This is a genomic window from Paraburkholderia lebeckiae (assembly GCF_014201005.1).
Lineage (GTDB): Bacteria > Pseudomonadota > Gammaproteobacteria > Burkholderiales > Burkholderiaceae > Paraburkholderia > Paraburkholderia tuberum.
Map to the genome: position 1 here is coordinate 370,381 of NZ_JACHDK010000004.1, position 14,516 is coordinate 384,896.

Below are 14,516 nucleotides of genomic sequence, written 5' to 3' on the forward strand. Positions count from 1 at the left end.
CGGACAGTGATTGAAGGAGTCAGACTATCTCTATCAAACCTCACGCATCTTCCCTAAAAACAGGGCTGTCGCAGACTTACAAGACATAGTCAGGAAGGGCACATAGTGTCTCAAGATGTGCGGTGAGACGCGCTTCTTGAGCAGACTGGGTTGCTCCACGCTCGCGCGGCTCACGGCAAGGTCCAGGCGTTGTGCGACGTTGGAGCGCGACATCGCCTGCCCATCCCGGTTGGGTAGCAAGGGGGCTTCGCCGCGCAGCGCTGGATTCAATCGCAACCAGCTGCGGACCTCGGCGACGGTGGCGTCCCACAGGGGGATCGATCGCAGCTTGTGCCCCTTGCCGTGCAGGTGCGCGCACGCTGCGCCGTCGAGGACTACATCGACGACCCGTACGCCAATGATCTCGGAGACACGCGCGCCCGTGTTGTAGAGCAACGTCAGCAGCAGGTGATCGCGCCGCGAGGACCAGCTCTCGCCCGGCTGGCCGAGTACGGCCACCATCTCTGCACGCGTGAGGTAGTTCAGCATCGGCCGCTCGAAGCGTTTCATCGGCACCGCCAGTGCGCGCTCGACGTCGTGCAACGAAGCCACGTCGCGGCGGCCGGCAAACTTCAGGAACGCGCGCAGCGCGGTGAGCCTCAGATTGCGGCTGCGAACCGAGTTCTTCCGATCCTGCTCCAGATGGTCAAGGAAGGCCAGAATCAGATCGGGTTGGATGTCGGCCAGCCGCATCGTGGTCGGCGCCTTGTTGAGCTGGCCGCTAGCGAAGTCCAGAAACAGCAGCAAGGCATCCCGGTAACAGGCCACCGTACGCGGACTGAGCGCCCGCTGCGCGACCAGGTACTCGGTAAAGAACTGCTGGACCAGCGCAGCGAACGAAGGTGGCTTCGGAGCAGGGGTCTCACGCATCTTGCACCTCCGCCCTGGTCGTGAACGACTCGAAACGTCCGGCGGCCAGCGCCATCAACTCCGGCACCGCCGAGAGGTACCAGTAGGTGTTGGTCACCATCGTGTGCCCGACGTAGGTCGACAGCGACAGCATGGCCTGATCGATGTCCACGCCCTGGGCCTGCCACTGCACGATGCGGCGCACGACGAAGGTATGTCGCAGGTCATGGATGCGTGGGGCATGGTGCGCTCCGCGGTTGCCCCAGCCCAGCTGCTGGTGTAGGTCGCGGAAGACGCGATGCACTTGACGCTCGCCGAGCGGCAGACCTCGTCGTCGACCGCGGGTGCCGACGAAGAATGGGCCATCCTCCGCCGGCGGCCCCTCGGCCAGGTCACGCAGCCGGCGATAGCGGCGCAAGGCATCCACGGTGCTCGGGTGCATGGGGATCTGCCGCGACTTGCCGAACTTGGTCCGGTGGATGGTCAGCATCCCGTCCTTGAGATCAAGGTCGCCGTTGCGCAGCGACAGCGCCTCGCCGATCCGCAGCCCCGTGGCGGCGACCAGTCCGAACAGCGTTTCGTAGACGGCGCCGCGTAGCCCCGGCGAAGGCCCGAGTCGGCGCGCGCGAGCAAGTAGGTCGACGATCTCTTCCTCGCTGAAGATGTGTGGCGCTTGCCGCTCGGGCAACCGTCCGAAGATCGAATCGTCGGGTACCTCAGTGCGCGGCTCGAACTGCTGCAGCCAGCGCAGGAACGCGCGCAGCCTCTTCAGCCGTCGCGCCCAGGTCCGCGGGTCATTGCTCTCGTGGCGGTCGCTTCGGGCCCAGGCGGCCATGAGTTCCACCGTCAAGGCGCCGCGATGGCCGGCAGCTTGGACATGGCGCGCGAAGCTGCGTAGGACGTAGCCATCATCGGAGAACCCCAGTTGGCGACGCTCGACCAGAAACTGTTCGACGCGTGCTTGCACAGAAGTCGGCGCTCTCATGCTGCACTCCCTGGCCATGGCAGCGCGACCTCGACCAACTTGCGGCTATCGAGCTTGGCATAGATCAGGGTCGTGTTCAGCGAGCGGTGACGCAGGACGTCGGCTACTTCCTTCAGCGAGGAGCCACCGGCCAGCAAGCGGTTGGCCATCGTGTGGCGCAGCAGATGCGAGCGCGTGTAAGGAAGGCCGGCGCGGGCGAAGGCTTGGCGGATCGTCTTGCGGACGAGATCGGCACCGACGGGCTGATCGCGGGGCGCGACATGGCGGACGAAGACGGCTCGATTGGAAGTCCTGGGACGCTCCTGCTCGAGGTAGGCCGCGATGGCTTCGCCGGTCGCGACGGGTAGCGGCAGCACGTCCTCCCGGCGCCCCTTGGTGTGGCGCAGGACGAGCGTACCGGCTTGCCAGTCGATATCGTCCAGGCTGAGACGGGCGATCTCGCCGCTGCGCAGTCCGAGATCGAGCGCACAGCGCACGATGGCGTCGGCTCGCCGCATCGAGCGTCCCCGTTGGCCGAGCGATCCGATCAACCGCTCGACCTCTTCCGCCGTCAGCGACTTGGGCAACGAGGACAGCGACCAGTTAGCAGGATAGGACACCGCGCCGATCAGTCCGTGGACCAGATCGCCGAGCGAGGCGCGGTAGCGGAAATAACCGCGCAGCGATGCCACGACTGGCCCAGCATTCGCCGGTTTGCTATAGAGCTTCGCTTGCCCGGCGAAGAAACGCCGAACGTGCTCGGGCTTGATCGCGGCGACGTCGACGGTGCCCTCGCCGAAACGAGCCGTTAGCAACCGCCCGACGATGCGCAGCGCCATGCTCCGCGTCTTCGGCGCCAGGCCTCGCACGTGCTCCATATACTCGTCGTAGCGGCGCAGTTCCTCGTCTACCGCTGTTGCGCTGTCCGCCGGCACCGCGATGACGCCCTGAGCGCGCAAGACCATGAGCAGGTGTCGTAGCGCCGCGCTATGGTCACCCCGATCGTGGCGGATCGCGCCAGCGCACTCGCACTGCGGGAGATGCTCGTCGAGGAACTCTGCGATCAACCCTTCGTCGATCCGTTGCTGCCGATGGTGCCCGAAGTGCGCCCATTGGGCGAAATGCGTGATGCAGCGCAGATAGGTAGCGACCGTCTTCGCAGCGTACCGGCGTTGGCTCAGGTACTGCTTGAACGCGCCAACGTATGGTCTGATCGGCCCGTCGGCGAAACCGTCTATGTCAGTGCGGTGGGAGCGGCGAACGATGCCCATGGTGATCTCCAGAAGTGGGACCACCGCTGCATCTACAGATGAGAACTATGTCCAGATCCTTACTCGCCCGCCTTGCCAGAGCTGTGCCATGCTTGAGTCGGCGCCGTCAGCGACCGACCATCTGCGCATAGTTGCGACCTGAGCATAGGGGTCGCTATGCGGAGGTTTACATAGCGACCCACTTCTGCCGTTCGACCTAGCGCGACATCAACGACTGCTTCCAAGCTACATCGGTCATCCGTGCTTTGTCGGGAGTCGTCAGCACGACCGGGACCGGCACACGGGTCTATGGTGGATGAAGGAGGGCTCGCCAACCAGGCAATGCTCGCGGGACCAATCGGTCTCGGCTTCGCGCCCGACGGAAGCCTGTGCGTTGCCAATGGCTTCACTGTCAGACGCATTACCGGCTTTACCGAAAAGCGCGGCTGGGACTGTCGCAATGAACGCCGATATCACGGCGGCGATCGGGCATGGTAGCGCGAATAACGAGTCCGAATGTAGCTATCCTTTCGCCGCAATCAGGCACGTTTGCATGTGGACTGGGCGCGCCTTGGTCTGCGAGAAATCTTGCCTGGCCGGACCTGCTGCCAAGGGATAAGTGCGCATGCGAATCCACTACCGAAGCGGCGCGAGCTATTGCAGAATGACCGCACGCTCGGTCAGTCTTTCGTCGAGCGAAAAAGGCATTGGAGACAAGCTGCAGTTCACCGGCTCAGTTGGCCATCTTCGGACGTTCGTAGACATGCTCAGGCAGGCAGTCGGAGGCCGGCTTCCCCCCAATCTGTCGTTGCGATGCCACCAGCCGACGCGGCTGAGCCAGTGCTGCGTGCGCGCCGCAGTTCGCTGCAGCGCCTAGGGCGCTAGTTGCCAGCGCAGGATCGGGTGGGTCGCGCCCGCCGGTATGACCCACGTCCCGGTCTCACTGAAATCCCACGAGGCGTCAAAGCTGGCCGGATTGCTCATCTGTGCGGTCGTGAGCCCGTTGGACGCCGATAGCTGCGCGCCGTACCCGCTGCTCTTCGTTCGCGTTGTCGTCTCCTTGTCCCAGTAGACGTTGGACGCGAGCGGCACTCCAGCCGGTAAGCCCTGGACGGCGACGATGCCGCCATAAGTGCCATAATCCGGGCCCTGGAACGTTGGTCCTCTGACTTCGCCCGACGCAAACGACTGCTCGATGAGGCCGGTATTCGAAAGAGCCAGTCCCCCAGCGCTGAATGGGCCGTACACTCGCCCCGTTGCATACGACTGCGAAATCGTTCCGTCGTTAGCGCCGACCAGACCGCCACCGGAGCCATGATTGCCGCCGCTCACCGTCCCTGTCGCATAAGATTGCACGATGGTACCGCCGTTGCCACCGACGAGGCCGCCGAGCAGGCCGGCCGACCCGACGAACGCGCTGCTCCAAGAGCGCTCGATCAGGCCGACGTTGCGTCCCACCAGGCCGCCGAGCACCGCACCTTCGAACGCGCCAGAGCCGCGGCCGCCGGTAGTATAGGCGTAGGTAATCAAGCCCTGGTTCTCGCCGGCCAGAATGCCAAGCGGGATCCCGCCCGGGAAATAGATATTGGTCACGACCCGGGCGTTGGTCATCCCGACATTCCGCACGACACCGGTCGGCCCGATCGTGCCGAACAGTCCCGTCGCCGGCTGCTCGGTCGAGCTCTGATCGAACTGGGTGAACCTGTCGATCACGTGGCCCATCCCGTCGAACTGACCGGAAAATGGCGTGGTCGCATTGCCGAGCGAAGAGAAAGCGAAAGACGTATCGGTCGAACTGGCGTCGAGGTCTTTGCCGAGCGCATACGCGCCGCCGAGATCGCGCGCGATGTTCTGTAAATCGCCGACCGAATTGACCAGCTTGTAGCCGGTCACCTGGGTGATGAGACCGCTATACGGAGCTGCTGTCCACGCGCTATTCGCCACGATCATGCCGGGCGTGTAGCTGCCGTTCATGTCGTAGAGCGCGCTGACGATGCCGGTACTTTTCGACCAGTCGATAGTGCCGCCGTTGATCACGCTGCCGCCGTTGTCGATGCCGGAGGCGTCGGCGCGCAAGGTCAGATTGCCCGCGCCGTTGTTCGCGATCGTTGTGCCGCTCGCGACTGAGACATCGCGGTACGCGGCAAGCGTGAGCGAAGCCGGACCGGACCAGCGCAGGCTCGACGCGACGCTCAGGTCGCCCGTTGCGCCGTTGGCGCCCGTCGCCGTGACGTCGACCGAGGTGCCCTCGCTCAGGCTGCGGCGCAAGGCATGCGCGGCGACATCATCGATTGTGAAGGCGGGCGTCGAGAGATTCCATTGGCCTGCCTGAACCGCTGCGTGCTTGCCGAACGTCAGTTGTGCAGCCTGTGTATCGACCGTCCCGCCGCGGCCGTCCGCGTTGCTTGCGGCGATCTTGCCGATCTGCTCGACGCGGCCTCTGTCGGCGACCAGCCACACATGACCGTCGCGGCTGGCCGTGCCCGTCGCACGGATACGCGTGCCGCCGCCTGCAAGCGCATATACGTTGCCGTCGGCGGCCTGCAGGCTGACCTGTGCGGCCATTATCCGCCCCTTGTTGACGACCGTGCCCTGACTGCCCGTCTGCACGAACACCTGCCGGCTGCTCGTCGAGTCCTGCAACAGCACGTCGCCACCAACGGCCAGTTCCGCCGTGCCGTTGGGCGCTGACACGGTGCCGGCGTTGATGACCGCGTGTCGCGCAATCAGCAACACATCGCCGCCGCTCGAACTGATCCTGCCCAGGTTGACCACGCTTGCGTTGGAGTCGCCCGAGAGTGTGAGCGCGCTGCTGCCGGTCGTGAACGCACAGTTGCAGACATCGAGGGTGGACGCGACGAAGCGGCCACCCGTGCTGATCACACCCGACGGGCCCACGACGATGCCCTGGGGATTGATCACATATAGGCTTCCCGTTGCACTGAGCCTGCCAAGAATGGCCGAGGGCGAGCCACCCGTTACGCGGTTCAGGGTCGCGCCGGCGCCATTGTCAAACATCACGCTGTTATTGCGGGCGATCGAGAAGCTGTTCCACTCAATTACACCGCGCGTCGAACCTGGTTGAGTGATTACCAGCCCGTTACCCTGGCCGGCTATGGTGCCCGCGCCGGTGACGTAATGGCCGCCTTGCGGAAGGCTGCCCGCGGCGAACGCCACGGGCGTCAGGGCCAATCCAGTCAGCGAAATGCCGATGGCGAGCCAGATGTGTCCGCGCGATTGTTGTGGACGCAGTGCGCGTCGCGCGGGCCGAGGTAGCCCCGGATCTGACATACAGCCCCCTTTCCCGCTTGCGTGCGGAAGCGCTGCCGACGACCCGCAGAGCCTGCCGCAAACGCGCGAGTCGCCCTGTCTGAAGAATAGCAGTCGGCGTTGCGGATGCATGCCGATATCTCAACGTTTTGCGCCTTTTGTGTCCGCTCGTAGTGCGGCGGCTGTTATCACACGCTTACTACATCCGACGCCCACTGGCACATGAGTCGTCGACAGCAGATGGCGACCGAATATAGCGGTGTTCTTGTCCCGACGGCCAGTGACCGTTTGCTGTGCGGAGCCGACGTCTGAAGGTCCGTCTGACTGACAAGGCGAATGACGCTTGATGGCCGATCTAGACAACGTCAAGCAGCACGGCCGGTCGGCGCATTGACTCAAGATTTTTGCTACCAAGCGGTACCTGTTGCCTCATGTAATTTGTTACCCGTCAGAATGCTGGCGGGGACGACTTATGACGAGGCGGCTCAGCATGACAACACGACGGGAATTGACTGAGGCGGTTGGCGAGCGGTATCGACGTTCTGACCGGACGGAGAAACGCCAGATCCTGGACGAATTCATTCAATTGACGGGCTATCACCGCAAGCATGCGATCCGGGTGCTGTGTCGGGATCCGCAGCCGCAAACGGGCTCGCGGGGCATCATCGAATGGAACAGTTTCTCGATCGGCGCGCACGAGACGGTGTCGATCAGCAACGGCACCGGCGCGACACTCAATCGCGTGACGGGTAACGACTTCTCCGCGATCCTCGGCACGCTGAGCGGCACCGGCAGTATTTACCTTGTCAACCCGCATGGGGTTCTAATCGGGCGAAACGGCGTGGTCTCGACGGGCGGGCGCTTCGTCGCTTCGACGCTCGACATCCCCAACGACACATTTTTGAATCCGCCCGCGATCGGTGGGTCGGTCTACACGGGCAGCTCCACGGCGAATGTGATCAATCTCGGTAGACTCATCTCGTCGGGCGGGGACGTGTTCCTCATATCGGCCAACAAGGTCAAGAACGCAGGGACAATCGATGCGCCAAACGGCAACGCCGAACTTGCCGTGGGGCGTCAGGTTCGTCTGCTGGACGGCACGGATCGGCACGTTTTCGTGGACGTAGGAAGCGGCGGCACGGTGAGGAACACGGGCTTGGTGCAGGCGGCGATCATCAATTTGCAGGCGGCCGACGGCAACATTTTCGCGCTCGCGGGTCATTCGGGCGCGCTGCGCGCCACCGGCACGGCGATACGCGCCGGCCACGTGTGGCTCGTCGCGAACACCGCTACCGCCACTTCGGTTATCAACACCGGTAGCGTCGATGCGCGCGGGGCGCAGATCAACGCACGCAATGCGGACGGCAGCGGCGGCGCGGTCGATATGTCCGGCAAGGAGGTCGAGGTCGGCGGCGCGGACGTTCAGGCGAAAACCTGGAACATCACAACCGGGGACTTCATCGCGGACGCCTCCACCGCTCGCACGCTGAGCGCAAGCCTGAGCCGGGGTGCTTCGATCAACGTGGACGCGAACGGCGGCGACGGCCTGCTGGGGGCGACCGGCGAGGGAGACATCGCGATCGACGCGAGCGTACGCTGGCACGGCGCAGCGTCGCTGACGCTCGACGCGGCGCACTCGCTGACCATTGCGCCGAACGCGACCATCGCCAATCACGGCACGGGCTCGCTGATTTTGAATGCCGACTGGCATGGATCCGACAACGGCGGCAGCGTGACCAACCTGGGCACCATCGACTGGTCGCGCAGCACGGGCATCGTCACGGCGCTCTACGACATGAACGGCAGATACACGCCTGGTACGTTGCGCAGCAATCCTTCCTGGAGTGCCGCGCCGTTTAGTGGCCTGGTGACGCAGATCACCGCCTATCAGCTAATTAACTACCTGGCAGACCTTAGTGCGGTGAACAACAACCTCGCTGGCAACTATGCGTTGGGCAACCGGGCAATCGATTTCCTGGATCCGGTGAATTTCAACGGCATCGGCACCGCCGCCACACCGTTCACCGGCCAGTTCGACGGAATGGGCCATGGCGGCGTCTCGGGACTCAATATCCCCGGCGACGCCGATACCGGGCTTTTCGGCGTGATCGGCAAAACCGGCGTCGTGCGCAATTTTGATCTCACACAAAGCTCAGCGACCTCCTCCGCAGGACCGGTCGGCTTGCTCGCCGGCACCAACTATGGGCTCATCGTGCGGGTCAGCGTCTTCGGTAGCGTCCAATCCACGGGCGGCACCAGCAGTGTGGCCGGAGGGATCGTCGGCGAAAATCGCGGTCGCGTCGAACAGTCATTCGCCGGGGTGAGCGTAAGCGGGGCGGGCACGGTCGGTGGTTTTGCCGGTACGAACGACGGTTGCATCGACCAGTCCATCGCGTTGGGCACGGTGACGGGCGGTGCACAAGCCACGCTCGGTGGACTCGTCGGCGTGAACAATGGCGGGATCAACCAATCATATTCGGAGGACATCGTAAGGGGTGGCGTGATCGGTGGCGCAGTGGTCGGCGGCCTCGTTGGCCGCAATGTGGGCGTCATCCGCGAGTCCTATTCCCAATCGACGCTCATGCCCGATCCGGGCGCAACGACAGGCGGTATCGCGGGCACGAATAGCGGACGCATCGCCCCGAACGTGTTCTGGAATAGCGAGTCGTCCGGGGCGACTGCGGGGGTCGGCTCGGGAACGCCGGTGGCGAGCTCGAGCGGACTCACTGATGCCCAGCTACGCGAGTCGGCGAGCTTCGGCCCGACGTGGGATTTCAGCCCGACTGGAACATGGGTCATTTCTTCTAACGGGCCGACGCTGCGCTGGTTGACCGGACGCTGATATCCGGGCACTGGTGACTACAGTTCTGTGTAAGGCTTAGTGCCAGTTTCGAGCGACTCCGCTTCGTGGACTGGCAACCATATCTCGACTGGGCGTCACCGGCAAAGCGCACAGCCGGCGCGGTTGGCGCAAGTCGACCCCTGGTTGCCGTCGGAACCGGCACCAAGTCAACGGCAGACTTTAGGATCCAACGGCCATCCATGGGCCTGGTGCGGCCGGCAGGTTCTCAACTTTTTTTTGCTGGTTGGCGAGCGCACGGTTTTCGGTGACTCGACTATGATGATCTGGTAATGGCCTCGATTCCGCAGCAATACAGGAAGATCTCGAAACGGCGATTGTGGGAGGCGCAATGAGCGAGCAACAGAATGTTCAATTGGTGCAGCAAGCATACGATGCTTTCAGCAAGGCCGACATCGGGGGCGTCCTGAAAACGCTCGCCGAAAATGTCGACTGGTTCATACCTGGGCCTACAGAGATCATCCCATTCGCTGGTGGAAGGCACGGCCCTCAGGAGGTCGCGGAATTCTTCAGTGCGCTTGCTGCGACTCAGACTGCCGAACGGTTCGAACCTCTCGATTTTATTGCCAGCGAAGACAAGGTCGTCGTGCTTGGGGTGCAGCGTTGGCGCGTAAATTCAACTGGCATTACGTATGAGGATGAGTGGGCTCACGTCTTCACGATCGAAAACGGAAGAATCACGAAATTCAAGGAATACCATGACACCGCGGCTGAAGCGCAGGCCCATCGGCGATAGAAACATTGGTCTACCTTGATTTCTCTTTCGTCAAAGGCCCGCCCCGTTGCACCACTAGCCCGCTTTCCGCGTGGGACGGATCTGGATGCCGAATTCGGCCCTGTCCCGGCGTTTCAGCGCACCGGAGAAGGCTATCCGCCTGCGCCTCCTGCATCGCGCGACACGCCTTGTAAGCATGTCTTTATGCTGAAGTCCAGTTATCGAATATCGCCAAGAGAGCTGGTAGCTGATACAGGGCGAGTTTTCTTTGAATGAACGCCAAGGTCGATGATCGCCCCAAGACAACAACGACCGCTCTCGGCCCACCCGGTTATTCCAACGACCGAGTGCCAGCGGTAGCGTAGGACCATATATGGCCGGGTTTCGCCTGAAGAGAACTGCGCCACCAAGCGGCCGTACGAATCGCGAGTAGCATCGCGTCGTGCGGCCAGCGCCGGTCGCGCCGGATTTCAGTCTGCTCCGAAATCGCAGGCGCGTCATCGACTTCGATGCAAAGGTACATCATCGGCCTGGTTTGGATCGAACCGCGTTTTCGGATCGGACCAGACCTCGACAAAAGGACATGTCCCGCACGAACCATGAGGCGGCACCCAAGCTCGCCATCGCGCGCGATGAACAGGGAGCCGAGCGTCGAAACGCTGATCGTCCAGCGCAACAAGATCAAGCACAACATGGACGACTGGCGCTGAAAGCGTGCGGTCTAGCGGCCGTGCGCCTCCCGAAGGCACACGTCGCCTTTGCGTTTCGCGATCGCGGCGCTCATGGCGGCATAGTCCTCGGGGAACGCCCGCTGCGCGAAGCAGGGCGCCGATGTCGCGAGCAGTGCATCGACCTTCGCGAACTGTTTGTCGAACACCCATGGCCGGCGTGCGAGCGTGCGGTCGTTGAGCCAGTAGGGGCTCCAGTCCCGGGTCGTCTCTACGAGCTCGCGAGCGAACTCCGGCCCGTACTCGAGCCCGCCCTCGATAACGACATCAATATACGACTCGACGAGCGGAAACCTCGCGTCCGGCACCGGAAGCCCTTCGCCCGGCGCTTTGCCTTCGGCCTTCGGCACGTAGACCCAGATAGTTCCCTGCGTCGGCAGCGGCTGCCATGACACGGCCTCGATGAGCGCGCTCGGCACCTCGACGCGCACGTATCCCTTCTCGCGCTCGTCGTACGCGGACATGTCGTTGCCGACAACGGGATAGATCACTCCATTGATCGTCATCGGCGCCTCGCCCTTTAACGGACGCCGCAGGCCGAGTGCCGTGAACCCTGAGCCAGCGCGGTCGCTCCAGCTACGCACATAGCCGAACGCTGACGAGACGCGCACCGGAATTGCCGCAACCGGCTTGCCCGCGGTGGCGTCGCGCGATGGCGTGTTGATGAGCGAGCCGTAGCCGAAAATGAACTGCGTCGGCTGATCGGGAAGACCCGTTCCCCAGAAGTTGGTGGTCTGCGCGTGCGCCACCGAGCCAACGAGCGCCAGTGCCACAACGAATCCTCGAATCTTTGCCATCTCTGACATCGTCAGATCTCCGTCCAATGCGTTACCGCAAATGATCGCTTGAGCCGGGCCGCTCGGCAACTGTGCGCACCAGGCCTCAGTGCCGTCCAACTGTTGCCAGGCCATAGCCAGGTTAGGATGGGCGAGCTTCAATAACCGGCCGGTTTTGCCAGAAGAGATTTGCGCGCGAAAACGACCGCACGAGCCCGGACTTAACATCGCTTCGTGCGGCGCCGCTGGCGCCAGGTTTCAGTCTGCTCAGAAATCTGGCGCGTCATCGACTTCGATGCCACGGCACCCGATTGTGCTGCGAAGCCGTCAACCGAATGGCCGACCGCATCGGAGGCCTGTCCGATAGTCTACGAGTACATTTCGGCCAATGCCGACGTTCATTGTGTTGCATCGACCGGTTGAATCCGCCCCTTGTCAGCGGACACTGGTGCGCACTGATGTGCTGTTACCTGGAATCGAGTGCATGGTGTGGCATGAGACGATGCGACCGGGAGCCCTCAGACGTCTGGGCGACGGTGTGGGGCGAGCGATTTCTTTGCGAATTGGACATGTGCGAATTGCTTTCGGCTGGGCGCGGACGACCTTTCCTATCTATGGACTTGCTGCGGGCGCGAGGAGGTTGCACGCGCGGAGCGCGAGTCGCAGTTGCAACAAATCGTTGAGGATCTAGCCCATGTCAAGCAAGAGCGGGCACGGACAGGGCGCGCAGCGACGCATCCAGGTACTGATTGGCACTATCGTATTCATTCTAATTGTGACTGCCGGGTGGATCATTCACCAGACTCGGACGGCCGCACGCCAGACTTCCCTGGCGTTGGCGTCGGCCGCGACGACGGCGAACGATGCGGGAAATTATGACCGCGCAATGCGCTTCGCGATGCTGGCGATGGGCAACGGTTGGCTCTCGCCGGGATCGGTAGAAGCAGAGCTTGAGCTTATGCGTGGCGCGCAAGCATCAGTGCAGATTGCGTTGCTCGGCGGCCATCAGAATGCGGTTGATTCCGCCGTCTTCAGCCCGGACGGTAAGCGGGTGGTGACCGCGTCCTGGGATGGGACAGTGCGGGTGTGGGACCTGGCCACGGGTAAACAGATTGTGCAGCTCAGTGGCCATCAGAATCTGGTCTATTCTGCCGCCTTCAGCCCGGACGGCCAGCGGGTGGTGACTGCGTCCGCGGACAGGACCGCGCGGCTATGGGACGCGGCTACGGGCAAACAGATTGCGCAGCTCAGCGGGCATCAGGATCTGGTTTATTCCGCCGCCTTCAGCCCGCACGGCCGGCGGGTGGTGACTGCGTCCGCGGACAGGACCGCGCGGGTGTGGGACGCGGCTACGGGCAAACAGATCGCGCAGCTCAGTGGGCATCAGAAACCGGTCTTTTCCGCCGCCTTCAGCCCGGACGGCCGGCGCGTGGTGACCGCGTCCGCGGACAGGACCGCGCGGGTATGGAATGCGGCGACTGGCCACGTGATCGCACAGCTCACCGGACATCGGGAACCGGTAAGCTCCGCGGTCTTCAGCCCGGACGGCCGGCGCGTGGTGACAGCGTCCGATGACAAGACGGCTCGGGTGTGGGATGCGGCGACCGGCCAGGTAATCGCGCAGCTCATAGGGCATCGGGGACCGGTTTTCTCCGCCGCCTTCAGCCCGGACGGCCAGTGCGCGGTGACAGCGTCCGATGACAACACCGCGCGGGTGTGGAACGCGGCGACCGGCCACTTGATCGTGCAGCTCACTGGGCATCGCGGACCGGTGAGCGCCGCCGTCTTCAGCCCGGACGGCCAGCGCGTGGTGACCGTGTCCGATGACAAGACGGCGCGGGTGTGGGATGCGGCGACCGGCCAGGTGATCGCGCAGCTCACCGGACACGAGGGCCCGGTGAATTCCGCCGCCTTCAGCCCGGACGGTCAGCGGGTTGTGACTGCGTCCCGTGATAGGACCGCGCGCGCATGGGACGCGGCGATGGGCATCTTGCTGCTCAGAGGGCATCAAGGGTCAGTTGTTTCCGCCGCCTTCAGCCCGGACGGCCAGCGGGTGGTGACCGCGTCCCGTGATAGGACCGCGCGGGTGTGGGACGCGGCCACCGGCAAACAGGTCTTGCTCCTCAGCGGTCATCAGGGCCCGGTTGATTCCGTCGCCTTCAGCCCGGACGGCCAGCGGGTGGTGACCGTGTCGTGGGATGGGACCGCGCGGGTGTGGGACGCGGCCACCGGCAAACAGATCTTGCTCCTCAGCGGTCATCAGGGCCCGCTTGATTCCGTCGCCTACAGTCCGGACGGCCAGCGGGTGGTGACCGCGTCCCGGGACGGGACCGCGCGCGTGTGGGACGCGAGCACGGGCAAACAGATCGCGCAGCTCAGCGGGCACCAGGATCTGGTTTATTCCGCCGCCTTCAGCCCGGACGGTCGGCGCGCGGTGACCGCGTCCGCGGATGGGACCGCGCGGGTGTGGGACGCGGCCACCGGCAAACAGATCGCCCAGCTCAGCGGACATCAGGGACCGGTTTTCTCCGCCGCCTTCAGCCCGGACGGCCAGCGCGTGGTGACCGCGTCCGCGGACGGGACCTCGCGGGTGTGGAACGCGGCGACCGGCGAGGTGATCGCGAAGCTCACCGGACATCAGGGACCGGTTTTCTCCGCCGCCTTCAGCCCGGACGGCCAGCGCGTGGTGACCGCGTCCGCGGACAGGACCGCTCGGGTGTGGGACATGGCGACTGGCCAGGTGATCGCGCAGCTCCGCGGGCACCAGGGAGCGATAAGCTCCGCCACCTTCAGCCCAGATGGCCAGCAGGTGGTAACTGCGTCCGCGGATCAGACCGCGCGGGTATGGCCTATCCGATGGCTCATGCAGAAGCGAGGTCAGAGCCTGGCTAAAGCCGTGTGTAGGGAAAAGCTCGTGGGAGCAAACCTGCTCACAACCGATGATGTAGCCGCTCTTTCTCTCATACGCGGGCGCCGGGGCGAAAACGTATGTGGATCGTAACTCGCCGACTGGTCGGAGCAAGCTGCAACGATACGTTTGGCCAGCGCGACCAATTGCTTTTCAA

Annotated in this window: 8 protein-coding genes and 1 pseudogene; 4 read left to right on the forward strand and 5 right to left on the reverse strand. The window is 63.8% G+C overall.

All coding sequences use genetic code 11. From position 1 onward, the window contains the following. Positions 1–33: 33 nt before the first annotated feature. From HDG39_RS10880 to HDG39_RS10895, 4 genes are all read right to left on the reverse strand, one after another. Positions 34–909 carry a tyrosine-type recombinase/integrase gene (locus HDG39_RS10880; protein ID WP_184005759.1) on the reverse strand — a complete coding sequence of 292 codons (876 nt, stop codon included), beginning with the start codon at positions 907–909 and terminating at the stop codon, positions 34–36. After that, positions 902–1,873 (reverse strand): tyrosine-type recombinase/integrase, encoded by a 972-nt coding sequence (locus HDG39_RS10885; RefSeq protein WP_260327693.1) that lies wholly within the window; start codon positions 1,871–1,873, stop codon positions 902–904. The genes HDG39_RS10880 and HDG39_RS10885 overlap by 8 nt, the downstream gene beginning before the upstream one ends. Further along, positions 1,870–3,123, reverse strand: coding sequence for a site-specific integrase (locus HDG39_RS10890; RefSeq protein WP_184005763.1), 1,254 nt, complete (start codon positions 3,121–3,123; stop codon positions 1,870–1,872). The genes HDG39_RS10885 and HDG39_RS10890 overlap by 4 nt, the downstream gene beginning before the upstream one ends. Before the next feature lie 852 nt (positions 3,124–3,975). Next, positions 3,976–6,393 (reverse strand): two-partner secretion domain-containing protein, encoded by a 2,418-nt coding sequence (locus HDG39_RS10895; RefSeq protein ID WP_184005765.1) that lies wholly within the window; start codon positions 6,391–6,393, stop codon positions 3,976–3,978. A 469-nt stretch (positions 6,394–6,862) separates the two neighbouring features. Between HDG39_RS10895 and HDG39_RS10900 the strand changes: the two genes are divergently transcribed. From HDG39_RS10900 to HDG39_RS35045, 3 genes and pseudogenes are all read left to right on the forward strand, one after another. Next, positions 6,863–9,214, forward strand: a complete 2,352-nt coding sequence (locus tag HDG39_RS10900) for a two-partner secretion domain-containing protein (protein ID WP_409259218.1) — start codon at positions 6,863–6,865, stop codon at positions 9,212–9,214. Positions 9,215–9,563: 349 nt separating this feature from the next. Beyond that, a complete protein-coding gene (locus tag HDG39_RS10905; RefSeq protein ID WP_184005767.1) occupies positions 9,564–9,968 on the forward strand; it encodes a nuclear transport factor 2 family protein in 405 nt (134 codons plus the stop codon). Between the two features lie 85 nt (positions 9,969–10,053). Beyond that, positions 10,054–10,149: pseudogene (locus HDG39_RS35045) on the forward strand (LysR family transcriptional regulator); the annotation flags it as partial. A gap of 519 nt (positions 10,150–10,668) precedes the next feature. On the opposite strand, the gene HDG39_RS10910 reads toward HDG39_RS35045, so the two are convergent. Beyond that, positions 10,669–11,481, reverse strand: a complete 813-nt coding sequence (locus HDG39_RS10910) for a gamma-glutamylcyclotransferase family protein (protein ID WP_184005769.1) — start codon at positions 11,479–11,481, stop codon at positions 10,669–10,671. Positions 11,482–12,145: 664 nt separating this feature from the next. Between HDG39_RS10910 and HDG39_RS10915 the strand changes: the two genes are divergently transcribed. Further along, positions 12,146–14,452 (forward strand): WD40 repeat domain-containing protein, encoded by a 2,307-nt coding sequence (locus HDG39_RS10915; RefSeq protein ID WP_260327694.1) that lies wholly within the window; start codon positions 12,146–12,148, stop codon positions 14,450–14,452. Positions 14,453–14,516: the final 64 nt, after the last annotated feature.

Coding starts and splice junctions, on each gene's coding strand:
- HDG39_RS10900 (WP_409259218.1), top strand. CDS start 6,863: ATGACAACACGACGGGAATTGACTGAGGCGGTTGGCGAGCGGTATCGA.
- HDG39_RS10905 (WP_184005767.1), top strand. CDS start 9,564: ATGAGCGAGCAACAGAATGTTCAATTGGTGCAGCAAGCATACGATGCT.
- HDG39_RS10895 (WP_184005765.1), bottom strand. CDS start 6,393: ATGTCAGATCCGGGGCTACCTCGGCCCGCGCGACGCGCACTGCGTCCA.
- HDG39_RS10890 (WP_184005763.1), bottom strand. CDS start 3,123: ATGGGCATCGTTCGCCGCTCCCACCGCACTGACATAGACGGTTTCGCC.
- HDG39_RS10910 (WP_184005769.1), bottom strand. CDS start 11,481: ATGTCAGAGATGGCAAAGATTCGAGGATTCGTTGTGGCACTGGCGCTC.
- HDG39_RS10885 (WP_260327693.1), bottom strand. CDS start 1,873: ATGAGAGCGCCGACTTCTGTGCAAGCACGCGTCGAACAGTTTCTGGTC.
- HDG39_RS10915 (WP_260327694.1), top strand. CDS start 12,146: ATGTCAAGCAAGAGCGGGCACGGACAGGGCGCGCAGCGACGCATCCAG.
- HDG39_RS10880 (WP_184005759.1), bottom strand. CDS start 909: ATGCGTGAGACCCCTGCTCCGAAGCCACCTTCGTTCGCTGCGCTGGTC.